Source organism: Pseudogracilibacillus sp. SE30717A (genome assembly GCF_037071985.1).
Lineage (GTDB): Bacteria > Bacillota > Bacilli > Bacillales > Amphibacillaceae > Pseudogracilibacillus.
In genome coordinates, this window is sequence record NZ_JAXHDF010000004.1 from 279,237 (window position 1) to 303,842 (window position 24,606).

General features: G+C 34.4%; 24 protein-coding genes and 1 riboswitch. Of the genes, 7 read left to right on the top strand and 17 right to left on the bottom strand.

The genetic code is table 11. The features are described 5' to 3' along the window. Positions 1–565 precede the first annotated feature (565 nt). The 3 genes from SPD48_RS08360 to SPD48_RS08370 all read right to left on the bottom strand — a co-directional run bounded on the left by SPD48_RS08360 (position 566) and on the right by SPD48_RS08370 (position 2,163). Positions 566–1,132, bottom strand: coding sequence for a hypothetical protein (locus SPD48_RS08360; protein WP_336257635.1), 567 nt, complete (start codon positions 1,130–1,132; stop codon positions 566–568). 66 nt (positions 1,133–1,198) lie between these two features. Then, the gene (locus tag SPD48_RS08365) at positions 1,199–1,837 is read right to left on the bottom strand and encodes a permease prefix domain 1-containing protein (RefSeq protein WP_336257636.1); all 639 of its coding nucleotides are present in this window, start codon (positions 1,835–1,837) and stop codon (positions 1,199–1,201) included. Further along, on the bottom strand, positions 1,834–2,163 hold the full coding sequence (locus SPD48_RS08370; RefSeq protein WP_336257637.1) for a PadR family transcriptional regulator: 330 nt from the start codon (positions 2,161–2,163) through the stop codon (positions 1,834–1,836). The genes SPD48_RS08365 and SPD48_RS08370 overlap by 4 nt, the downstream gene beginning before the upstream one ends. Before the next feature lie 231 nt (positions 2,164–2,394). Between SPD48_RS08370 and SPD48_RS08375 the strand changes: the two genes are divergently transcribed. The 3 genes from SPD48_RS08375 to SPD48_RS08385 all read left to right on the top strand — a co-directional run bounded on the left by SPD48_RS08375 (position 2,395) and on the right by SPD48_RS08385 (position 6,123). Continuing rightward, the gene (locus SPD48_RS08375) at positions 2,395–4,452 is read left to right on the top strand and encodes a heavy metal translocating P-type ATPase (protein WP_336257638.1); all 2,058 of its coding nucleotides are present in this window, start codon (positions 2,395–2,397) and stop codon (positions 4,450–4,452) included. A gap of 236 nt (positions 4,453–4,688) precedes the next feature. After that, a complete protein-coding gene (locus tag SPD48_RS08380) occupies positions 4,689–5,132 on the top strand; it encodes a MarR family winged helix-turn-helix transcriptional regulator (protein WP_336257639.1) in 444 nt (147 codons plus the stop codon). 46 nt (positions 5,133–5,178) lie between these two features. After that, complete coding sequence (locus SPD48_RS08385) at positions 5,179–6,123, top strand: ring-cleaving dioxygenase (RefSeq protein WP_336257640.1); 945 nt, start codon at positions 5,179–5,181, stop codon at positions 6,121–6,123. Between the two features lie 381 nt (positions 6,124–6,504). Here the strand turns inward: SPD48_RS08385 and wrbA are convergent, their stop codons facing one another. The 12 genes from wrbA to SPD48_RS08445 all read right to left on the bottom strand — a co-directional run bounded on the left by wrbA (position 6,505) and on the right by SPD48_RS08445 (position 16,450). After that, positions 6,505–7,116, bottom strand: a complete 612-nt coding sequence (wrbA, locus tag SPD48_RS08390) for an NAD(P)H:quinone oxidoreductase type IV (RefSeq protein ID WP_336257641.1) — start codon at positions 7,114–7,116, stop codon at positions 6,505–6,507. A gap of 272 nt (positions 7,117–7,388) precedes the next feature. Next, positions 7,389–7,994, bottom strand: coding sequence for an alpha/beta hydrolase (locus tag SPD48_RS08395; protein WP_336257642.1), 606 nt, complete (start codon positions 7,992–7,994; stop codon positions 7,389–7,391). Between the two features lie 243 nt (positions 7,995–8,237). Then, the gene (locus SPD48_RS08400; protein ID WP_336257643.1) at positions 8,238–8,849 is read right to left on the bottom strand and encodes a flavin reductase family protein; all 612 of its coding nucleotides are present in this window, start codon (positions 8,847–8,849) and stop codon (positions 8,238–8,240) included. A gap of 21 nt (positions 8,850–8,870) precedes the next feature. Then, positions 8,871–9,809, bottom strand: coding sequence for a ring-cleaving dioxygenase (locus tag SPD48_RS08405; RefSeq protein ID WP_336257644.1), 939 nt, complete (start codon positions 9,807–9,809; stop codon positions 8,871–8,873). Positions 9,810–10,317: 508 nt separating this feature from the next. Further along, complete coding sequence (locus tag SPD48_RS08410; protein ID WP_336257645.1) at positions 10,318–10,842, bottom strand: YceI family protein; 525 nt, start codon at positions 10,840–10,842, stop codon at positions 10,318–10,320. Between the two features lie 353 nt (positions 10,843–11,195). Continuing rightward, the gene (locus tag SPD48_RS08415; RefSeq protein WP_336257646.1) at positions 11,196–11,498 is read right to left on the bottom strand and encodes a metal-sensitive transcriptional regulator; all 303 of its coding nucleotides are present in this window, start codon (positions 11,496–11,498) and stop codon (positions 11,196–11,198) included. A 79-nt stretch (positions 11,499–11,577) separates the two neighbouring features. Then, positions 11,578–14,001, bottom strand: coding sequence for a heavy metal translocating P-type ATPase (locus SPD48_RS08420; RefSeq protein ID WP_336257647.1), 2,424 nt, complete (start codon positions 13,999–14,001; stop codon positions 11,578–11,580). Between the two features lie 109 nt (positions 14,002–14,110). Continuing rightward, positions 14,111–14,314, bottom strand: coding sequence for a heavy-metal-associated domain-containing protein (locus SPD48_RS08425; RefSeq protein ID WP_336257648.1), 204 nt, complete (start codon positions 14,312–14,314; stop codon positions 14,111–14,113). 102 nt (positions 14,315–14,416) lie between these two features. Then, a complete protein-coding gene (locus SPD48_RS08430; RefSeq protein WP_336257649.1) occupies positions 14,417–14,698 on the bottom strand; it encodes a glutaredoxin family protein in 282 nt (93 codons plus the stop codon). A gap of 92 nt (positions 14,699–14,790) precedes the next feature. Beyond that, positions 14,791–15,000 carry a copper chaperone CopZ gene (copZ, locus tag SPD48_RS08435; protein ID WP_336257650.1) on the bottom strand — a complete coding sequence of 70 codons (210 nt, stop codon included), beginning with the start codon at positions 14,998–15,000 and terminating at the stop codon, positions 14,791–14,793. 98 nt (positions 15,001–15,098) lie between these two features. Beyond that, entirely contained in the window at positions 15,099–16,052 is a 954-nt protein-coding gene (locus SPD48_RS08440; protein WP_336257651.1) for a cation diffusion facilitator family transporter, read from the bottom strand. 65 nt (positions 16,053–16,117) lie between these two features. Further along, complete coding sequence (locus SPD48_RS08445; RefSeq protein WP_336257652.1) at positions 16,118–16,450, bottom strand: ArsR/SmtB family transcription factor; 333 nt, start codon at positions 16,448–16,450, stop codon at positions 16,118–16,120. A gap of 232 nt (positions 16,451–16,682) precedes the next feature. Between SPD48_RS08445 and SPD48_RS08450 the strand changes: the two genes are divergently transcribed. Next, the gene (locus tag SPD48_RS08450) at positions 16,683–17,243 is read left to right on the top strand and encodes a hypothetical protein (protein WP_336257653.1); all 561 of its coding nucleotides are present in this window, start codon (positions 16,683–16,685) and stop codon (positions 17,241–17,243) included. A 96-nt stretch (positions 17,244–17,339) separates the two neighbouring features. Here SPD48_RS08450 and SPD48_RS08455 read toward each other — a convergent pair whose 3' ends face one another. Then, positions 17,340–18,818 (bottom strand): MDR family MFS transporter, encoded by a 1,479-nt coding sequence (locus SPD48_RS08455; protein WP_336257654.1) that lies wholly within the window; start codon positions 18,816–18,818, stop codon positions 17,340–17,342. Positions 18,819–19,341: 523 nt separating this feature from the next. Here SPD48_RS08455 and SPD48_RS08460 point away from each other — a divergent pair. From SPD48_RS08460 to SPD48_RS08470, 3 genes are all read left to right on the top strand, one after another. Further along, on the top strand, positions 19,342–20,280 hold the full coding sequence (locus SPD48_RS08460) for a phosphotransferase enzyme family protein (RefSeq protein WP_336257655.1): 939 nt from the start codon (positions 19,342–19,344) through the stop codon (positions 20,278–20,280). Positions 20,281–20,585: 305 nt separating this feature from the next. Further along, a riboswitch (SAM riboswitch) is annotated at positions 20,586–20,692 on the top strand. Between the two features lie 140 nt (positions 20,693–20,832). After that, the gene (locus SPD48_RS08465) at positions 20,833–21,321 is read left to right on the top strand and encodes an OsmC family protein (protein ID WP_336257656.1); all 489 of its coding nucleotides are present in this window, start codon (positions 20,833–20,835) and stop codon (positions 21,319–21,321) included. After that, positions 21,321–22,943: a sodium:solute symporter family protein gene (locus SPD48_RS08470; RefSeq protein WP_336257657.1), complete on the top strand. Its 1,623-nt coding sequence runs from the start codon at positions 21,321–21,323 to the stop codon at positions 22,941–22,943. Before SPD48_RS08465 ends, SPD48_RS08470 begins: the two co-directional genes overlap by 1 nt. Before the next feature lie 203 nt (positions 22,944–23,146). Here SPD48_RS08470 and SPD48_RS08475 read toward each other — a convergent pair whose 3' ends face one another. Then, complete coding sequence (locus tag SPD48_RS08475; protein WP_336257658.1) at positions 23,147–24,406, bottom strand: cytochrome P450; 1,260 nt, start codon at positions 24,404–24,406, stop codon at positions 23,147–23,149. Between the last annotated feature and the right edge of the window lie 200 nt (positions 24,407–24,606).

A 24,606-nucleotide genomic window follows, 5' to 3' on the forward strand; every position in this document is an offset into this window, starting at 1 on the left:
TAAAATTTCTTTGCTAATAATTGATTATAGTGGGTTTTAACACTCTTTTTTATTATTTAGTAACCTAATGGTTCTCTAGCTACCTATCATGGCTCTTTGTATTTTCTAGAAATATTGATGGAGAAAAGCGCTTATTTTAAGATGGGAATTATTTGGACCATTTAAATCTTATTTATTACATTATTACTTTTCCCCAAAGTCTTACAAAAAGTCTAAAGTAAGATATAATATTGTATTAATGATAAAAGTTACTTCTTTAAAGGAGAGTGCCAATTGATAAATAAAATTGAGATTTCTCTGTTAATGATTGGATTAATTTTTGTTTGTATAAGCTTTTTTTATGAAAGTTTTTTTCCTGTAATGTTCATAGCCGCAGGCATTATTTTTCTAATCAGGAGTATAAAAAGCTTTATTGATCATAACACCAAGATAGCTATTGCAAACATACTAGTAATGTCAATATTCTTAGTAGGAATTATTTTAACTATCAATTGATTACGAACATAAAAATAGAAATCTATTCTTAGGTTAAAATACACACATGAAATCAAAATTTCTCATATATTCACATTTCTTGTAGTACAATTTCTGTTACTTGTTCATCTCGAAAATAAATTTGAATATGTATTTTTGATTTTCTATCAATATATATAATGGAGTCGTCCATCCCCATATCTCTGTATTTATAATAATTTTTTCCGTATTGTCCAATCACTTCTTCAATTGGGTCACCAACAGTAACATTGTTAGTAGTTTTGATTTGAGGATTGTCTGTACTAATGAAAATTATTTCGTTTTCTTCATTCGTTCCAATCATAAGTTGTTGAAATTCCCGTATTTTATCATAAAAAACATTATCAATATTTTTATAATCCCCATACTTTTCTATGAATTCACTAGTAAAAGGTTGATTTAATGATATCTGATCCAGTTTTTCATTCTCCAGAGATGTGCTTTTTACAAAATGATGATTCGTCTCATATGTCCACCAGCCAACGATACACAAAATGATTAAAAGCGGAATACTTAAAATAAGAATCCCTAACTCTCTCTTAGAGTTAATCAATAAGACAATTCCACTGGCAATGGGAAGAACAAATAGTAATAAAAAGATTGCTAATAATAAACCCAAAGTTACCTCTCCTCCTCTTCAGTTGCATCGTACCTAGTGAACCTATGTATATATGTGAAAAAAAGCTTAAAACCCTCGTAACATCCCAGCCTTAAAACACCATTTACTTGCAGGGAAAAATAAAAATGTTAATACGACACAAGGAACAATAAAAGCAGGATGTATAAATGGATGAAACCATTCTTGAAATTTATCCAGAAATAAAACGAGAGTCATTAAGATAATATTTGGGATTAAAGATAATAGTAAAGCTTGGTTAACTTGTTTTTCTTCGTTTAAACCATATTTAATACCTGCCAAATAACTGTTACCTAACCAGAAAGCAAGATAACCCAGTAAAACTAAATGTTTTTTCTCCACCAATTGGGTCCAAATAAAATCGAGTGCTGGTATTTTGACTAAATACCCAATCGTTATAAATAATCCTAGTAGGAAGAAGAAATAATTAACAACAATAACGGAACGCAAAGGAGATCCTTTTCGGCTCTCAATGTTTCGATTAAATTGCAAGGCTATTTTCTTTGGGTCCCCTAGTTCATGTATAACTAATTCAAATGCCTGTTCCTCATTATAGCCGGCAATGAGTAGATCATTTATCTTTAAATGAACATGGTCACAATATTCGGCTATAATTTCATCCTTCTTTGGATGTGTCGCTAATTCATTCCTGAGAACGAATATAAAATTATCATACAATTTATTCATAATGGTTTCTCCAACAAGCGGTTCATCATTTTCGTAAAAACATTCCACTCTTTTGTTTTGTCTTTAAGGATAACCTTGCCTTCATTGGTTAGTGAATAATACTTTCTTGCTGGACCTTTTTCTTGCTCCACCCAGTAGGAAGATATGCACCCTTTATTTTCAAGTTTATGAAGGGCCGGATAGAGGGTTCCTTCCTTTATTTGCAAGGTATTGTCACTTTGCCTTTCCATTTCTTTTACAATTTGATATCCATACATATCTTGGTCATTTAACAATTGCAAAATAATCAGTGATGTACTGCCTTTCAGAAGTTCACGGTCAAACATGAAATCACCTACCTAGTTTTGTGATGTATGAAAAATATTCTATCCTACTTTAGTTCGTAAAGCAAATTATTACCAAATTAATACAGAATACATCATGTAGCTCTACTCGATGTTCCAGGAATATATTGTAAATGATCCGTGTTTATACGTTTAATACTAATACATAAAGAGGAATAGTAAAGAATATGGTAAGTGGATATTTTTTGCTAAGATGATTGGAGCGAAGAGATTATGAACAATAAACCAGATCATATTCACCACCACGAACATCCTACTCATAAAGAACAAGATGATTTGAACAAACATAAGCATCAAGATCATGACACCCAGGGAGGACATGGCCACCATAACCACGGTGATATGGTGGAAGATTTTAAAAAGCGATTTTATATCTCCTTAATTGTTACATTTCCAATCCTTATTTTATCTCCCATGATTCAAGACTTTATGGGTGTAGATTGGCGATTTATGAATGATCAATATATTTTATTTGTCCTTTCTACATTTGTATTCTTTTATGGAGGCTGGCCATTTATCTTCGGCGGTATTAATGAAATAAAAGACAAAAATCCTGGAATGATGACGCTTATCGGAATGGCAATTACTATTGCATATGTATATAGTACCCTGGTCGTATTCGGATGGGAAGGCCATAACTTATTTTGGGAACTAGCAACATTAGTAGACATTATGTTGCTCGGGCATTGGGTCGAAATGCGATCTGTTATGGGAGCTTCTAATGCATTAGAGAAACTGGTTAAGCTAATGCCGAATGAAGCACATAAATTGGATGAAAATGATGAAGTTCATGAAGTCCCAATATCTGAACTTAAGAATAAGGATAGGGTACTTGTTAAACCAGGCGAGAAAATCCCAGTAGACGGTACAATCCTTGATGGTAAATCAACCGTGGATGAATCGATGTTAACAGGTGAATCGGTACCTGTCGAAAAAGAAAAAAACGATGAAGTTATTGGCGGTTCAGTGAATAATGAAGGGTCGCTAATTATCCAAGTTGAAAAAACAGGAGAAGCTTCCTATTTATCTCAAGTTATTACGTTGGTAAAAGAAGCACAGGAATCCAAATCAAAAACACAAGATTTAACGAATCGAGCAGCTAAATGGCTATTCTATCTCGCTTTACTGGCGGGATTTGCAACATTGTTTATATGGCTAGCTCTAGGCTATCCATTTTATATTGCATTAGAACGGATGGTTACCGTAATGGTTATTACTTGTCCACATGCATTAGGTTTAGCAGCTCCTCTTGTTGTAGCAGTTTCTACTGCTTTATCCGCGAATAAAGGATTATTAATACGTAACCGTGCTAATTTTGAAAATGCACGTAATCTAAATGCAGTTGTTTTTGATAAAACAGGCACTCTAACAGAAGGTAAATTTGGTGTAACTGACATTATACCAAGTGAAGGCTATAGTGAAGAAGAAGTTCTTGTCTGGGGTGCAAGCTTGGAACAAAATTCAGAACACCCAATAGCTTCCGGTATAGTAAAGTCAGCAGTTGACCAAGGTATTGCCCTTAAGTCTATAACTGAATTTAACTCAATAACTGGGAAAGGGATCGAAGGGATCATAGAGGGTAAAAAAGTGAATGCTGTAAGTCCTGGTTTTGTTAATAGTCAAAATATGAATTATGATAAACAAAAATTCAATGAAATGTCTGAAGTAGGTAAAACAGTTATATTTGTATTATTAGATGATGAACTAATTGGCATGATTGCACTTGCAGATATCATTCGTGAGTCAGCAAAAGAAGCAATTTCCAAGTTAAAGGAAAAGGGAGTCCATTCCATCATGCTAACAGGAGACAACAAAAAAGTGGCCCATTGGGTAGCGAAACAATTGGATATAGATGAAGTGTATGCAGAAGTGTTACCAGATGATAAAGCAAATCAGGTAAAAGAAATCCAATCTAAAGGTTGGAAGGTTGCAATGACAGGGGATGGGGTAAACGATGCACCAGCACTTGCAACGGCAGATCTTGGAATTGCAATTGGTGCAGGAACCGATGTAGCAATGGAAACGGCAGATGTTGTACTTGTTAAAAGCGACCCGAAAGATGTTATCGATTTAATGGATTTATCGAAAAAGACATATCGAAAAATGGTTCAAAATTTATGGTGGGCAACAGGATATAATATTTTTGCTATTCCCTTAGCTGCGGGAATTTTAGCACCAATCGGTATCGTTTTAAGCCCAGCAGTCGGTGCTGTATTAATGAGTTTAAGTACTATAATTGTAGCAATCAATGCGAAATTATTAAAAAAGTAAAAGATAATTTAGTTATCACACGCTCACTCTAAGTATGTTTTGCTATCTAGGAATATTTTAACTTGCCATTATAAATTGACTGGATGAAAACTTTTAAATCGCCATTAGTATGATATCCTAACCCCTTTCTTTATTTTCATGAAAAGCATTTGGTAAGTAGAATAATAAAGATGAATCTTTCTACTTGCTCTCCTATCACTTGAGTGGTAAATTGATGTTAGGGGGATTGATCAACCATGCGTAAGAATACTATTGGATCGCTTACTTGGCTCCGTATTTCGCGATTTGCACATCAGAGTAACTTGCTTTCAAACGATTTTTTAAAACAGTATGATTTAACTACAGCTCAATTTGACGTTTTAGTTCAAATTTCGGCACATGAACCATTGACTCAGAGTGAACTTGCAGAAAAAGTGACCGTAACTCAAGGTGGAATTTCAAGGATGCTTGCACGTCTGGAAAAGGATCAATTAATTGTGCGTGAACAAGAATGGAAAACAAAAACGATATCTTTAACCGATAAGGGTCGGCAAAAACTAGAAAATGCATTTGATGCCCAACTTAGATTTCAATCTTCTTTCTTTGAAGAGTGTTTGTCAAAAGAGGAACAAAAAACTTTATTGTCACTTATGTCTCGTATCCAAAAGTATAGTGAAAAAAAGTTGTCGATAAAAGAATAATTTTCTCTATTACTTGATTAATCAACTGATAAATGGAGGCTAAAAAATGTATACTATTTCAGGGCATCATCATATTTCGATGATGACAAAAAACGCTAAAGAAAATAATTTATTTTATCGTACTATTTTAGGATTACGTAGAGTTAAAATGACTGTTAACCAAGATGATCCATCCATGTATCACTTGTTTTATGGAGATCGAACAGGTAGTCCTGGAACCGAATTATCATTCTTTGAAATGCCGTTAATTGGGCACACATATCGAGGGACAAATGCGATTACACAAATTGGTTTACTTGTACCATCCATAGAGAGCTTATCTTATTGGAAAAACCGATTTGAACACTTTAAAGTTAATCATGGGGAGATTACAACATATGCCAACCGTCCTGCCTTACACTTTGAAGACAAAGAAGGTTTGCGGATGGTTCTTCTTGTTTCGGATGGTAAAAAGGTAGCTCATTGGGAAACATGGGAGCATTCATCCGTTCCCAAAGCACATCAAATTCAAGGCATGGGTTCTGTAGAAATAACAGTACGTCATTTAGATAAACTGACTCATACACTAAAAGAAATATTTGGATATATAGAAGTTTCACGAACAGAAGATGAGGCGATTCTTCAATCGATAAACGGAGAAGTGTTCGGTGAAATTGTAGCAAAATCTTTAGATGGCCCTCTTGAAAAGCCAGGTCGCGGTAGCATCCATCATTTAGCTATTCGGGTTAGAGATGATAAAGAATTAGCTTATTGGGATGAACAAGTACGAAAAAAGAAATTTTATTCCACAGGTATTATTGACCGCTACTATTTTAAAAGCTTATATTTCAGAGAATCCAATGGTATTTTATTTGAAATTGCAACAGATGGACCTGGATTTACGATTGATGGAGATGTTGAAACACTTGGAGAACAATTAGACTTGCCTCCATTTTTAGAAGAGCGTCGAGATGAAATTGAAGCGAAATTAAAACCAATAGAAGAGAATTAAGAATGGAATCACAAGCTCATGTATTTGACTCTTTCCGTGTATACGAAGGGTTTTGCACATGATTTATATTCCAATGGACATGCATAAATAAATTCTAGTTGTGGTTAACGTATAGGTGCTCACCAACTTTTTATTGCAAATTTATGCTTAGCCACGAGCAATAATAATAGCCGATATGACCTTTGAAGATTTATTAAACTTCAGATCATATCGGCTTATTTAAATTCTGAGGCATAGCCCTTTTCTTATTATTCAGGAACCATAGCTGTAAGGATTAACTGCTTCAATGCTACTTGTAAGTAACTTTCAACTATTCCTGTTGTCTTTCATAATCAATGAACAACAGGCGCTTTATAGCGAAATAGCTATTCCATCCACCGCTTACTGATTACCTTTTTTTACCCATTCTGCAACTGTAACCGTACGCTTCGCCTGATATTTAACTGCATCTTCAACATCTTCTACCATCTTACCTTCCTGATCGACAGTAACACTAGTTCCATAAGGGTTTCCACCTGCACCAAATAATACAGGGTCAGAGTATCCAGGCGTAGCAATAATAGCACCCCAGTGCATCATAGATGTATATAATGATAACAATGTAGCTTCCTGCCCACCATGAGGGTTTTGTGCAGAAGTCATCCCACTAACAACTTTATTGACTGTTTTACCACTTGCCCATAGGCCACCTTGTGTATCAATAAACTGTTTCATTTGAGATGCCATTACTCCAAATCTAGTTGGAACACTAAAGATGATTGCATCTGCCCATTCAATATCATCTGAAGTAACTACCGGAACTTCTTTTGTTGCATCAACAGTTGCTTTCCATGCTTCATTTCCTTCAATAACAGATTCAGGTGCTAATTCCTGCACTTTTAACACTCTTACCTCTGCGCCAGCTTCTTTGGCTCCGTCTTCAGCCCATTTTGCTAATTGATAGTTAGTTCCACCCATACTATAAAAAACTACTGCTAATTTAACTTTTGACATACTTTCCATCTCCTTTGATTTTTTTCCAAATAATTTATCTAATAGTCCCATAAGTTAAACACCTTCTCTATATTCTTTACTTCCCCTTAAAAATCACCTCCAAATATAGTACACATACCTCTTTTTTAAAAAATATAAATAACTTGGTTTCATATTTCTTTAATTAGAGATAGTTGAGATGAATTAAACAGGGATCATATACCCTACCATAATACATTTGGCTTTATGTTCTTCTTTCCTACTTCGTAGCAACTCTCCTATATTAACAACTGTTAAAATAAGGTCGAGTACCATGCACTAGCTTCTTTAACTTCCTGAAACGTTAGTTGATGACCTTTATCTTCCCAATGGATTTGCACGTTTGCGTTCGCTTTTTCTAATAACGATAGCAGTTCACGCGATTCTTCTGGTGGACAAATTGGATCATTCGTTCCACTAGCAATAAAGACGGATTTTCCGGATAAATCGGGAAGATCAATTCCCCTTCTTGGCACCATTGGATGATGAAGAATAGCACCTTTTAGAGAATTTTTAAAGTGAAATAATAAACTAGCAGCTATATTAGCACCATTTGAGTAGCCTATCGCAACAATATTACTTCTATCAAAGTCATATTCTTCGGCAGCTTCATCGAGAAATTCATTTAATTCGTTTGTGCGGAATACAAGGTCTTCTTCATCGAAAACTCCTTCTGCTACTCTTCTAAAAAAGCGAGGCATTCCATTTTCCAAAACATTCCCACGAACACTTAAAATAGAAGCATCTTCATCGATTTCTCCTGCAATCGGCAATAAGTCTTGTTCATTTCCTCCTGTACCATGAAGTAATAGCAAAGTTGGTTTATCAGGATCATTTCCTTTTTTAAAAATATGTTTCATTTTTTTCCTCCTCGTATAGTATGTTTAGGCATTCATTTTCCGCCTATTAAAGTTGATTCATGTTTATAATATACAAACAGTTATACCTCCGTTGCTTTTCACTACAGGCGGACGCTTTCACCACAGGCATAAGAGCGACCTCAGTTCAAGCAACGCTAGCACTTGCTTTCTCTGTGTCTCCTTTACCGTTGGCATGTCTTGAGTCTCCTCGCCGTTCGCTGTAGGGTCTCAAGACTATCAATCCTATTTTGGTCGCTCTATCTCAAAGATATCTCCAATTTTCGCATAATTTGCGCCTGCTAACCGGCTGACAGCAGCTAAGCCTTGAGGATCAATTCTTCCTTTTTCATAAATATCTTTTTCTATATGAAACTGAATCACTCTACCAATAATCAAGTCACACCCTGGTGAACCATCCTTACCCCCAAGTTCTAACGAATGTTCTAAAATACATTCCATGCGAATTTTTGCTTGTTTCACTCCTGGAACAGAAATTTTCACGCTTTCTACAGGGGTTAACTTTGCCAGTTCAATCTCGCTTTCATGATGTGGTAAACTTGCAGCTGTTTGATTAATCTTTTCTACGTTTTGATCATCAACAATGTGAACAACAAACTCTTTATTCAACAAGATGTTTTTAGCTGTATCTTTCTGTTTTCCCCCTGCACGCTGTACAGATAAAGAAATCATAGGCGGATTGGAAGATACAATATTAAAATAGCTAAATGGAGCCCCATTGATAACACCATTTTCCGTTAGTGAGGTAACGAAAGCAATTGGTCTCGGTATAATGCTCCCGGTTAAAAACTTATAATTTTCTCTTTCCGTAATGGACGTAGGGTCAATTGACAGCATACATATCATTCCTTCACGAATTTAATCTAATTCTCTAACCTCAATAGGAATTAAGTTACTTTCAAGTTTTTCTCTATAATGCTCATATTGTGTTGGTAATTTCAATTGTTTTCCCATCGTTTCCTTTGACTCGTCATGAGCAAATCCCGGAGGATCTGTTGCAATTTCGAATAATATTTCTCCATCTTCCCTAAAATAGATCGCTTTAAAATAATTTCTATCCCGGACCTCAGTCACATCATACCCATTGTTCGCAACAAAGTCTTGCCACTCTAATTGATCTTTATCATCAATTGCTCTCCAAGCAATATGGTGAACAGTTCCAACCCCCATTTGGCCTTTTCCAGTCGATGTAGCTTTTAAATCAATTACATTTCCAATTTCGGCTGAGGAACGGAAACGAATAAATTCCCCTTCTTTTTCTATCAGTTCTAAGCCCATTACCTTTTCTAGCAGTTCAGCTGTTTTGTCCGGTTGTGAAGAGTATAATGTTGCTCCCCCAAAACCTTTAATAGCTACTTCCGGAGTTACTCCTCCAAACGTCCATGTATTGCTTTCGCCTTCTTCTCGCTCCACAATTTCCAATTGAAGACCATGTGGATCATTAAATTGTATATACTCTTCACCAAATCGCTTCGTTTTAGTGAAGGCTACTTTAAACTTTTCCAACCTTTGTTCCCAAAATGTTAGTGCCCCTACAGGAACTACATAAGAAGTTACACCTACTTGACCATCCCCTATTTTTCCCTGGTATGCATTAGCCCATGGAAAAAAAGTAATAATCGTTCCTGGTTTTCCGGCTTCATCACCGAAATACAAATGGTACGTACCAGGATCATCAAAGTTTATCGTTTTTTTCACCAAGCGTAAGCCTAAAACTCCTGCATAGAAATCGACATTTTCTTGGGGATGACCTACGATCGCTGTAATATGGTGGATTCCACTTGTTTTTTTAATCATTGAAATTCACTCCTATTTATATTTATACTATGCTTTTCTACCGGACATATCGTGATCTTTTCTATTTCCATTCTTACTATCATCATCAAACCGTGAAATTTATTCTTAACAAATGATTCAGGATATATTTATTGTATCTCTCGACCAATTCTCACAATCGATTAAAATGCCTCATTGACGGTGTCCAAACTTAACCAATTTCATCATCTCTGATAACTTAAAATGTAAGTACTATTATATTAGAAGTTCTACCTACTATCTGTTGTACCCTTTTTTGGCTTGTATATCCATTTAAATCATGTGAAATTCTTGAAAAATTTTCATATTATCCGAGATCTAGTTCTTGTATCTATTGTTTCATTAACTATGTTTACCACTCATTAATATCTCGAATTCGAGATATTAATATAAAAAAATATTATCTAATCAGAGTTTTATTAATTCGATAGCTCATCTGAAATGAGGCGATTGTTTCTAAGATGTAGAAAAATCGCCATCATTCATTTTTTTACGCTGGATTAACTTGAAGTTCAATCGTAATTTTAATATCATCGCCTACTAATACGCCACCTGTTTCTAACGTTTGATTCCATGTTAAACCAAATTCTTTTCTTGAAACTTTTCCTTCCGCTTCAAAGCCAACTACTTCTACTCCCCATGGATTTTTCCCTGATCCCGTACGGGTTACTTTAAATGTAATCTTTTTATTTACACCTTTAATAGTAAGGTCGCCTGTAACATCATATTCATCTTCTCCAGTTTCAACAATGTCTGTAGAATCGAACGTGATATTTGGATATTTTTCTACATCGAAGAAATCATCTGAACGAAGGTGATTATCACGGTCTTCATTACTTGTGTTGATTGTACTTGTATCAATATTAAAATGAATTTTTGCATCTGTTAGATTATTTGGATCCCCATCAACTGTACCTTCTATTCCAGTGAAATTACCTCTTACGTTTGAAACCATCATATGTCTGACTGCAAAACCTACATTTGTATGCGTTACATCAATATTCCATTTAGTCATTTTATAAACTCTCCTTTTTCATATATGTTATATTAACAATAAATGATATTTATCTCGAATTCAAGATATTTGATTTAAATATATTTAATTTAATTTTTAATTGTAAAAAAATCCGTCTAAACGGTAGTATACTCAACAAAACCAAATATATTTAAGTAATGAAAATTATTTAAGAGGCTAATTATAAAAGTGGTTAAGCATAACCCTGAATGATTAAAGGCATCGTAAAACGTATGACAAGGGATAAAAAAAGATCCTTCTCATTTAGCATTATGCTTTTGAACTATTTTTTTATAATAGTTCTTTCACGAGTAAGGATCTTTTATCTTATTATTCTAAAGGGAAAATGAATTCTATTTAGAAATATGCTTCATAACCTCTAATAATTCTTCAATTGCTTGATCACCTTCACCATCATTAACTGCATGGCTAATACAATGTTTCATATGTCTTTCTGTAACTGTAAATCCCACCTTTTTAAGAGCTGCATTAATAGCACTAATTTGTACTAAAATATCAACACAATATCGATCTTCTTCTACCATTCGTTGTATCCCACGGACTTGTCCTTCAATCCGTTTCAAACGATTAATTACAGATTGTTTTTCTTCATTCGTTCTCGGTACAATCGGCTCCTCATGGAGAAAGTTATCCAATAGAACCACTCCTTCCCTAAATAAAATAATAAGGTTTACTTTATATTACTCATATATATGCTATTGATAATATTATTTACTACTCATTTTTTATAGAAACACGTTGCAGACGTAGGGCATTTAATACAACAGATACAGAACTAAATGCCATTGCTGCTCCTGCCACCCATGGAGCGAGTAAACCAATAGCCGCTATAGGAATACCTATGGTGTTATAAATAAACGCAAAAAATAAATTTTCTTTAATATTACGCATTGTCTTCTTGCTCATTATGATAGCATCAACAACACTATTTAAATCACCACGCATAAGCGTTATGTCCGCTGCCTCAATTGCAATATCTGTTCCTGTTCCAACTGCCATACCTACATCTGCCATTGCCAGTGCCGGTGCATCATTGATTCCATCGCCAACCATAGCTACTTTTTTCCCCTGTGCCTGAAGCCTTTTAATTTCATCACTTTTTTGATCTGGTAATACTTCAGCGATAACACGGTCTATCTCAACTTGCTTAGCAATTGCATCTGCTGTCCTCTCATTATCACCAGTAAGCATTATAACTTCAAGTCCAAGTTTATGCATTCTAGCAATTGCTTCTTTTGATGTTTCTTTAACAGTATCTGCTACTGCAATTATACCTGCAAGTTTTCTAGAAATTGCTATTAACATAGCAGTTTTACCATCTTGCTCTAATTTCACCATCATTGTTTCAGTTTCATTTGATAGAGAAATATTTTGTTCACGCATTAGCTTTCTTGTACCAACAAAAACTTCTTTGCCATTAATTTCTGCACGTATCCCGTAACCGGGTAAAGCTTCAAAGCTATCTGCTTCAAGTAAAGAGATATCCATGTCCATTACACCTTTGACAATTGCTTGAGCTAATGGATGTTCTGATTGGTTTTCAGCAGTTCCTACTAATTGTAATACATCTTCTTTTTTAAAACCATCCGTTGTAACAATATCTGTTAAAGTTGGTTCTCCTTTTGTCACTGTACCTGTTTTGTCTAATACAACTGTGTCAATTGACTGTGTATGCTCTAAATGTTCTCCACCTTTAAATAACATTCCCATTTCTGCTGATCGGCCTGAACCAGCCATGATCGATGTTGGTGTTGCTAACCCGAGCGCACAAGGACATGCAATGACTAATATAGAAATCGTCGGAATTAAACTTGAGCGGAAATCTCCAGGTGTAACAATAAAGAACCAAATAAAGAATGTAGTAAGTGCAATTAGAACAACAATTGGAACAAATACCCCAGAAATTTTATCAGCTAACCGTTGAATATCAGCTTTTGATCCTTGGGCATCTTCTACAACTTTTACAATTTGTGCAAGTGCCGTATCTTTTCCGACTTTTGTTGCTTTAATTTGCAAAGATCCATTTTTATTAATAGTTGCACCAATTACAGAATCACCAGATACCTTATCAATAGGAATACTTTCTCCCGTTAACATGGATTCATCAATTGCTGATTGTCCTTCCATTATCTCTCCATCAACAGGAATTTTCTCTCCTGGACGGACGATAATAATATCACCTTCTATTACTTCTTCAACCGGTATTTCTTGTTCTTTCCCATTTCTTACAACACGAGCGGTTTTAGCTTGTAAATTAAGCAATTTTTGAATTGCTTGGCTCGTTTTCCCTTTAGCACGCACTTCAAATAACTTACCTAATAAAATTAATGTGATAATCACGGCAGAAGCTTCAAAGTATAATTCAGGTTCCCCAACACGTCCAGCATTCATCCATTCAAAGGACAAATATAGACTATAAAAATATGCTGCACTAGTTCCGAGTGCCACGAGAACATCCATATTAGCACTTTTATTTTTTAGCGACGTATATGCCCCTTTATAAAATTGCGCTCCAATTATAAATTGAACTGGAGTAGCAAGTGCCAATTGAAACCAAGGATTCATAAACATAGCTGGTAAATAAATAAAGGACAAGAACTTAAAGTGTGCCACCATTGTCCATAATAAAGGCAAAGTTAAAATTGCTGAAAATATGAATTTTTGTGTTTGTTTGCGAATCTCAGTTTGTTTATGATCGATTTTTTCTTGTCCGTCTTCTTTTGGTCTTAATTCGTAACCAAGCTTGTTCACCTTTGCAATCATATCACTAGGTTGTACTTCTCTATCATTATATGTGACTGAAATGGTTTCTAATGCAAAATTAACATTTGCGCTCGAAACTCCAGGCATTTTATTAATGGCTTTTTCAATTTTTGTAGCACATGCAGCACACGTCATTCCAGAAATATCAAATTCTGCTTTTTCTTCAACTACACTATAGCCTATTTTTTCAATTTTATTTTTAAATTCATTCTCATTTGTTTCCTCAGAATCATAGTGAACAGTGAGTTGCTCTAAAGCAAAGTTGACATTAGCTTTATCAACCCCAGGCATTTTACTGATCCCTTTTTCTATTCGGGAAGCACACGCAGTACAGGTCATGCCACTAATTTGTAAAGTACTTTCTTTTGTTGCCATTTTTCTTCCCTCCAATATATGGTAGTCGTATATTCCCCTAAAAGAGAGATTATACACACTAGGGGTATAATCTCCTGTAATTCATTTACTTAAATAAATTATGGATCGCTCAGACGACTTTATATCCTTCTGCTTCAATTTTTTCTTTAATTTGGTCTAAAGTAACTGAGTCCTCATTAAATATTACTTTAACTTCTTCGTTATCACTATTTATTTCAACAGAAGAAATACCATCAAATTGATTAATGCTTTTCTCGACTTTACCTACACAACAACTACATGTCATTCCTTCTACTTTAAATGTCTCTTTCATTTTTAAAGACCTCCTAATAATCTTTCTTAATTACATAATACTATACCCCCCTATAGTATGTCAACAATAAAATTTATTCTCTTCTCAGACCTTCATACCTATTTAGCAGTGAATCATTAATATTTTTTTAATATCTTCAATATTGTTTTCAAAACCGATTAGTATTTTTGGTTTCTTTAAAAAACCTTGTAAAGATCTTTCCTTAAATACAAAGGTAGGGACCATTCTGGTATTCGTTAACTTAAGCAATTGCTTTTCTTTTTCCGGATATTTTGATAAATCGTGATCGATATAGGGAATATGATGTTTGGATAAAAAAGCCTTTCCTTCCTGGCAATCTGAGCAAGTTGGTCGTGTATATAGCTCTAATTGTACGTTCTTCATCAACCTCATTCCTTTCTATTGAATACAAAAGCCATGCAATCGTATGTGCATGGCTCCTACTATGATTATTATAAATGGTTTATAAGTGTTTATTAAGCAGCTACATCATAACCTTGTTCTTCGATTTCATTTTTTATATCGTCCAAACTAACGGTGTCTGCGTCAAACTCGACATCTACAGTACCCGCATTTAAATTAACTTTAACAGACTTTACACCGTTTAAGTTACCAACACTTCCTTCAATTGAATTAACACAATGTCCACAAGACATACCTTGAACTTGTAATGTGATTTTTTCCATATTTAAACCTCCTAATTTTCAAATTTAAACATATAATACCATACCCCAGTAGTGTATTTCAAGAAATATATTTTCACTCATTATCTTGCAGAAATTACTTAATGGCTATGTGCATGATAATGTTCAATTATGCCAGCATTAGTTTTACACAAAATTGAATTTTCATGCAGTTGATCTATACTTTCAATTTGAGTGGTAACATGCCCGATCCCCATATGGTGCAATTCATCTTCAATTCTTTTAATTAATATTTGGCTTTCCTTCACAGTCAAACGTTCATCGACTACTGCATGGCAAGATAATGCATGGTGTCCGCTTGTAATACTCCATACATGTAAGTCGTGAATATTAATAATGCCGTCTATTTGCTTCATTTTAGATATTATTTCTTTTAATTCAATATTTCTTGGTGTCCCCTCCATTAATACATGGATGGAATCTTTTGTTACGCGCCAGCCACTTATTAATACTAATACAGCAACGATTACACTTGCAAGCGGGTCAGCCCAACCCCAATTAAAAAACATAATGAGTAGAGCTGCAATAATTGCCCCCACTGATCCTAGCATATCCCCTATGACATGTAAAAAAGCTGCACGCATATTAAGATTGTCTTTTGTATCACCTCTACGCATTAGTAACCAAGCAACAAAGATATTTACGAGCAGACCGATAGTTGCAATGATTAACATTCCATTTGAAGCAACGACTGGGGGATTTGTGAAACGATTATACGCTTCATAAAAGATATATAAAGCAATGACGATAAGTGTAATACCATTAAAGGTTGCCGCTAAAATTTCAAATCGTTTATACCCATATGTTTTACTATAATTCGCAGCCCTCTCACCTAAAGAAAAAGCGAGAACACCTACTCCCAAAGAGATAGCATCACTTAGCATATGTCCTGCATCTGACAATAACGCAAGACTATTTGTAATAATACCACCAAATAATTCAACAATCATATAAGCTGAAATAATGAAAAAGCTAATTAATAAAACTTTTTTATTTGCACCATGTGCATGATTATGATCGTGACTATGTCCCATTTTAAAAACCTCCATTTTAAATTTTTATATATGATCATATAATCATATAATGATTAAAATATGACTTAACTATGCCGTGCGTGTGCAATCACTTGTTCTAATATTTGTATTACGTGCTCATCATCATGGGAATAAAATATCGTTGTTCCGGCACGACGGTTTTTTACTAACCGTAAATTTTTTAAAAAACGCAGCTGATGTGAAACAGTTGATTGACTTAAGTTCAATGTATCTGCTATTTCATTTACTGCACACTCTTTTTGATGAAGAAGATGTAGTATGCGAATTCTTGTTGGGTCTCCAAGTGCTTTAAATGTTTGAGAAACCACAAATAAAGTTTCTTCATCCAAGTCCCCTTCAATATCATATGGCGTATTTTCAGTGTTTTTTTCTTTCATAACTATAAATGCCTCCTTATATGAATACATTATCATATAAGCATATTAAGAGCAAGAGTTTACATTAAACACAATTATAAGATGGATAATTATATGAGATTGGCCCGCTTCACTCCTTCTGTACAATAAACGTTTTTCTTTCTTTATTATATAAAGATGTCTAAATAATGTTACCATTTATTGATTCTCCATGCTAAAGTAAAAATATAAACTTTACGAGGAGAGAGTAATCTTGAATCTTGGTCATGTATTGATTTTTGGCGGAACTGGAATGCTTAAGGAAGCTTCTAGATGGATTTCAACTCATGCTGAACATACAATTATTTTTGGAAGAAATAGGGATCACTTAGCCAGCATAAAAGAGAATTTTGGCAATGAACAATTAGAAGTTCGAGAACTAGATTATACTGATATCATATCATTAGAAAATGAACTAAAACGTGCTTTTATTACAAACGGACCGATCCATATGGTTGTCGCTTGGATTCACGGTACAGCCCCCTCAGCAATTCCGACAATTATAGAACAAATAGATCAACTTCAAGAAAATTTGCAGTGGAATCTTATTTTGATTAAAGGTAGTAGTGATAATCTATCAAGTATTACAACTCCTATATTAAGTACACGAGAAAACTGTATAATAAAAGAAGTAAAATTAGGGTTTATATACGATGGAAATTCGTCAAGATGGCTAACACATCAAGAGATTTCTTCTGGTACTATTCAAGCAATTATAGAAAATAAACATTCAAAAATTATAGGAACATTGGAGCCGTGGGATAAACGACCATAGTGAAAATATCAAGACTTAAGTAGACTTTTTCCACTAGATTATAATCCACCTTAATAAAAAAACGACAGAACATGTAACGTTCTGCCGCTTTGCATTTTATTTACTTTCAGTTGCTTCATCTTCCTCATTGGGACGTGCACGATAAACAGTAAATGCCAAAATGACTGCAATCACAGACATGGTGAAAGCTATGAAATATACGAGTTCGACACCTGCAACCATTGCCTGTTTAATTGTCTCTGCATCTTGTGGATTACTGGAACCTTGTAAGAAATGTAGTTGTCTCGCATTCATAATACTAATAAAAACAGAAACACCGATGGCTCCCGCAACAGGCTGCAAAGTTGTCATAACCGCAGTTCCGTGTGGGTACATAGACTTTGGAAGTTGATTTAATCCATTTGTTTGCGCAGGCATCATGATTGCAGAGACACTTAGCATTAGTAAGATGTACCCAACTATAATAACCCAAACAGGCGTTTCAGTTGTCAGTCTGCTCATCATGAACATTGTCCCGCATAACACAAAGGTTGCTGGAATCATGAGTACTCGTGGTCCAAATTTATCAAACATATGTCCCATAAATGGTGACATAATTCCGTTTAAAATACTCCCTGGTAATAATACCAATCCAGCTGCTGCTGCAGTCAACGCTAATGGACCTTGCATAAAGATTGGTAATATCAATTCAGAAGAAAACATTGCCATAATTATAATTAAAAACATAAAAACAGCATGGGTGTACATTGGATATTTGAATACCCTTAAATCCATTACAGGCTCTTTTAATTTAAATTGCCTCATTGCAAATAAAATAACACTAATTGTACCTATAATTATAGTCAAATATACACTTGGACTTAGAAATCCTTCTTTACTCTCCCCTGCAGAACTGAACCCATAAATAATCGCTCCAAAACCAACTGAAGAGAATAAAATAGAAAGAACATCAATTTTCGGCTTTGTAACTTCACCTACATTAACTAAATATTTAGATGCGAACAATATTGAAAATAAAGCAAAAGGAATAACAGTAATAAACAGATAGCGCCAACCTAAATATTCAACAATAATCCCGGATAATGTTGGTCCAATAGCAGGAGCAAACATAAAAACTAACCCAACAAGACCCATTATTTTCCCTCGTCGCTCAGGAGGATAAAGGAGTAGAAATACATTAAATATAATTGGCATAAGCAATCCAGTTCCGATTGCCTGTATTAATCGGCCAACTAATAATATCGTAAAGGTAGGTGCCATTGCACTAATTGTGGTACCAATTGTAAAGACAGTCATAACTCCTATAAATAATTGTCTCGTAGTAAACCATTGCACTAATAAAGCAGATATCGGGATGACCATTCCCATCACAAGCATAAATCCCGTTGCCATCCATTGCACTGTTGGCAACGTAATATCAAACTCATTCATTAACGTTATTAAAGCAATATTAAGTAACGTTTCGTTTAATACAGCGAAAAAAGCCCCTATGATTAATGAGATCATAATCGGTAATGTTTTAACATTAGGGTCTTCAGCCAAATATTCATATTTTGGAAAGTCCTTTGTTGTCATAATAATCCCCCATTGTATTTATTATATTTTCGAAGTATATACAAATAAAGCATATTCCATAAATAAACCTCCTATCCAATTCTGAATAGGAGGCAATAATTATAATCGATAGATAACCAAAAAAACGTCAAAAAAGTAAAAGGTTTAAATACAATTATCTATGATAAATTACATACTAATCCTATTTAGAAAAGGGTCGTTATATTGGCTAGATTTTCTTAACTTTGCCGTATATATTAATACACATTATCTTAAAAAATCTTAAAACCAATAACGTAAATTTTTCACAAAATAGGATTATAAAATCATGTAATTCAATCACCTTTCAATTTTTAATGAACCTATATCTTATATAGTAAATGGAAAAATGTCAAGTTTTAGTTATTATTTGTGATCAATTAACTATATTAAATTATTGTGTGAATTTTAAGAAAACACCCAGTATAATGATTATGATATGTTACTTTCGACCTTTAGTATCACAATTTATTATAAATACATATAACTTAAAAAGGAGATTAATATGCAAGAGAGGGCTATAGAACAAGTAAAAAAAATATATGATATAGATAATTCAAGCACTCTTGAACTTTTAGGTGGTTTTGATAATAATGTTTATCTTTGCCGTGATAAAAACATTGTGATTAAATTTCTAGACAAGGTGACTCACAAAAAAGAGTATTTGTTAAATGAGCTAGAGGTTATAAACTTAATGATGACACACGGTATTCATACTCCAGCCCCAATACCTTCGAAAAATGGGATGGTAATTGAATTGATAAAGGGTATGAAAAAAGATTTTTATCTTGTTGCATTTTCCTATGTTAAGGGAAAGATTCTACTAGATTACGAGGAAGACAATCAACTTATTAAACAATGGGGTAAGACGTTAGGTAAAATGCATAATATATCAAAAAATTTTGCTTTTAAACTCGATAATTTTTTTGTGGATTGGAATTATGATATAAATTTCGAGAAATTTTCCAAAGGAAAGGGGCAATTAATAGAAAAAAAATGGAGAACATATATGAAGAAGTTATCTTCAATGTCGTGTAACCAAGATATGTATGGTATTGTCCATCACGATTTACATAATCAAAATATAATAATAAGTGATAATAAAATGTACGTATTGGATTTTGGAGATGTTCGAAAAAGTTGGTATGCCTATGATGCTTCCATACCAGTTTTTCATGCGTTAGAAAAAAACAGGAAGAATAAGACGGATAATATTAAATTTTATGAACGATTTACGAAATATTTCTTTGAAGGATATTGTGAAACGTCTAACTTCTCAATTGATCAATTTAAGCTTATTCCGTTCTTTCTCGAGTATAGGTTGCTATATTCATATTTATTTTTTATAAATTCATTTCCATCTAATAAAATGAGTTCTGATATGAAAAATAGTTTGGATCGCATGAGGTATAGAATTGAAAACAATGTACCATTCATTACTTAAGTATTATAATCACAAGCAATTTTAGAGTAATGCGTCATGCTTTCTTAGGCAGGTTTAGATTTAGTAGATATTGCTTTGACACTCTGCTGTTGTGAGTGTTATGTTTTCTTCTAGTAGTTCTCTAAACATTCAAGTTACATTCGAGTCTAAAGGTAAAGGCTCACATGCTGTTATTGCTCCATATCACATATTGGTGTGCTTATTTAATAATCAGCATTTGTTTTTACTCATAAGAAACGTGTTAACAAAATTATTGACTTTTTAAAATGGTAAGTTTATAATCCTATTAATTAAATAATTAAGAAATCTTATTAAGAGAGGCGGAGGGACTGACCCTGCGAAGCCTCAGCAACCAGCAATTTTTTGTATGGTGCTAATTTCAGAAGAATACTTTGTATTCTGAAGATGAGATGAAATGTTCGTGGTTTTATATACATGCCCTTCTCTCATCATTTCGAGAGGAGGGCTTTTCTTATTGATTAAATGAAAACAGGAAATTTACACCTTTAAATACCACTAAATTTATACGAATACTTATAGGAGGAATTAGACTTGAACACAGAAAAAACTAACTCATCAAACAAAAATCATAGGAAAATTATAGCAAGTTGTAAAAGAACTGGTGAAATGAAGAGTATAAATACCGTTCGAAATTTTTCCTTTCCTATTGACGAACCAATTAAATTAGGCGGAAGTGATGAAGCACCAACTCCTATGGAATATATTTTAGGTTCATTTAATGGATGTATCTTAATTGTTGTGGAAACAATCGCTAAAGAAATTGGATTTACATTTAAAAGCTTGCGATCAGAATCAGTTGGAACAATCGATCGACGAGGCATGCAAGGGGTTGATAATATTAGCCCTCATTTTCAAAATGTAACAAATACTATATGGTTTGAAACAACTGAAAGTGTACATCGAATTCCAGAACTAAAAAAACTCGTTCAAAAAAGATGCCCGGCCTATAATTTATTCTTGGACGCAGGGATTAACATAACATTGGATTGGATTTATCTCGAAAAAGGCGGTGAGCAATAATGACTTCATATGGATGGTGGTTAATAATATTTGCGATTGTTTACACATTTGGATTAATTTTAGCAGGACAAATTTCAAGAAAAAAAGCTAATAAGACTGGATACTTTGTCGGAGGTCGTTCATTTAATAAATGGATCGTTGCTTTTTGCATTACAGGCTTATTCTCGGGCTCTACTTTTATTTCCATTCTAGAGTTATCTTACCTAACAGGAGTATCAGCTATCTGGTATGGGGTTGCGGAGACTGTCCAAGTATTGATCATCGCTTTTATCATTATTGGGCCATTTCGCGAAAAATTAGTTGTCACTGTTTCAGGTTTAATTGGAGACCGTTATGGAAGAGCAGCACTTGGGATTGGTGGCGCTATTACCGCCTTTGCTTTTCCAATGTGGTCAGTTGCTACCGCAATCGCTTTCGCTTCAGCCGTCCATGTGTTTACTGGAATTTCATTAACATTATCAGTCGCCTTTACTGCGTTTCTATTATATCTTTATTTGAAAGCTGGAGGCATGTGGTCAATCGCCCTCACTCAAACAATGAACTTTTTTGTTTTTATTATTATGTTCATCATCGGCATACTAGCATTTTTTATCAATCCTGGAATTGATGGTCTACGCTCATTTGCAGTCTCAAACCCAGCAATGTTTCAATTAGATAGTGCCGGAATTCAAGTAATTGTGGCTTGGTTTGGTACATTTTTGGTCAATGTCATTTTAGCGCAAGCTGCTTTTCAAATGGCTTTATCCTGCCGTACACCTGAAGAAGGACAAAAAGGATTAAAGTTAGCTGCCGTCTTTGGTATTCCTTTTATCTTTTTTGGTATTTTATTCGGAATCTCAGCAGCGATCGTCGTTCCAGAAACAACGCTTGGATTAGTAGCTTTACCACAATATTTAATGGAAGTTCTTCCTGCTCCACTTGTTGGATTATTTTTCCTTGGTATCTGGGCTTGTGCATTAAGTTGGGGAGCACCTTGCCAATTTTCTGGAGCGACCAGTTTAGGTAAAGATGTTGGTGGAGCACTTTATCCTAAAGCAACATCAGAACAGCTTATTACGTATACTCAACGTTCCCTATTGGTGCTGACAGGATTGATGATTATATTTGGTATGTTAAGAACAGAACAAGCTGCATGGTGGAATATTTTAGCATGGACAATGAGAAACTCTGCTACCTTTGCTCCTGTTGTTGCGGTATTGTTTTGGAGAGTAGCAACGAAAGAAGCCGTGATTGGTTCAATGATTTTTGGATTTCTATCTGGCATCACATGGTACCATCTTGGTGGCTGGGCTCCAAATGAATTCTATTTAAATATTCATCCGGTTTGGATTGGAATGTCAGCGAATATAAGTGTTTTAGCTCTTATTACATTGATCCAACAGGCAGCTAACTTGGAATTCAATTTCCTTTCATCAAAGTCGAGAAAAGGGCACTATGCATTATTCTCCGGTTTATTAGTTTTAATTGCTTTAGTATTAAAATTTCATGTTATATACGAATATGGATTGCTTGGGATATTCCTCTTCTCGATTCTTCTGTGTTTATTTATAGCAACAATTATCTACGTACCATCAACAAAAACTGTTTTACCTTACGAACATAAGGTTGTGAAAGCAAAATAGTTAACTCAGTTGGGAAGCTATTTGTAATAGAATAGCTTCTTTTTTGTGAAAATAGAAGTTAATAAAGGTTGAAATTTGTTACGAAGAAAACAAATTTTTTTATACTTTATATGATAAAAGAGCAGATAAAGCATAGGAGCTAGGATAGAAGTTATCCTAGCACTTTTTTTTGCAGCTTACATTTAAACTTGTACACACTTTTTTTAAATACGTTGAACATCCTGTATTATAAATCCGCTTTTTGGTACACTAGGCATTCGCCTGACGCTCATATTGAGATTCTGTTTAGGCACCGTATAATCCATTTTATTGACCATGATATCCAAGCATGTTTTCATCACTTCGATTGTTAACCATTCACCTGCGCACCGATGCCCTGTAATATAATCGCCTCCACCTTGGGGGATGAAATCAAATGGACTTTTATCCCAGTCTTTAAAACGGTCGGAATTAAAGTTACTTGGATTTTCCCATAAGTCTGGATGATGATTATTACCATACACATCTAATAACACAAGCGTTCCTTCCTTGAAATCATGTCCTCCCCATAGAAAATCTTTTTTTACAATGGCGGGAACAAGCGGAAAAAATGGATAATACCTCCGAACCTCTTGAACGAACATTTTGTAATTTTTCTCATCAGATGCTTTTAGTTTATCTTTTTCATCTGGGAAATCATGAAGAGCCAATGCGCTTAACACAATATAAACTGAAATAGCAACGGTTGGACGTAATAGATTTAGTACCTCAACAGCTGCGGTATGTTTACTTAAAAGACTTCCATCCAAGTCACGATGCATCGCAATCTGGTATAAAGGTGTCGTTTCAGATACAACACTTTCTCCTGTTCGAATGGTTTTGATCAGTTCTTCCATCCAGCTCTCTAAGCTCTTACGTGAACTCTTACCCTTTATATGTTTTATACCGATTTTTCCAGCTGATTCAAACAAATCTCCGAATTGCTCACTTAGTATCCCTATATCTTGACTATTAATTGGAACACCTGTCCAACGACAAATTGCGATGCTAAGTACTCTTTTCACTTCTTCATAAAGTACAACGCTATCTTGTTGTTCCCATTTAGGGAGCTGTTTCATCCATTCTTCTTTTACCAGTTCAGAAATCTCCTGTAAACGGGCTTTAGACATAAAATTCATGAACATTGTTTTACGTTGTTCATGTGCTTTACCATCAAGTGTCTGAACACCCTTTTGACCGAATAAAGTATTAAGTACACGACTGGGCGCGGCACCATGACGTTTGAACTTTTCGTTATCATAAAACACTTCAGCAGCTTCTTTTCCTGCCATGCAGACAACCTGCTTTCCACCCAATAGACGGGTTTTAAACATATCTCGGTTAAAACGAATTCTGCGATTAGTGATGTATAAGTAACCTTCATTTAAAAAAGCTATGGTATTGTCTGGTCCTTCATCGTAAGGCAATTCTTCACGATATGGCATTTTATCCCTCCATCCAACTGAGAACGACGTGAAATTTTTGCTTAAATTTATCTATTCCCAATTCTGTATATCCTAAACAGATTCAGCCAAATAACGGACCGCTATATAAATCTCTACGATGCCTTTTCATCCCAACAATTTATTAAAAAAAGAAAAACCCGCCAATAATGGTCGGGTTTAATCCTAAGAATCCTATAGCT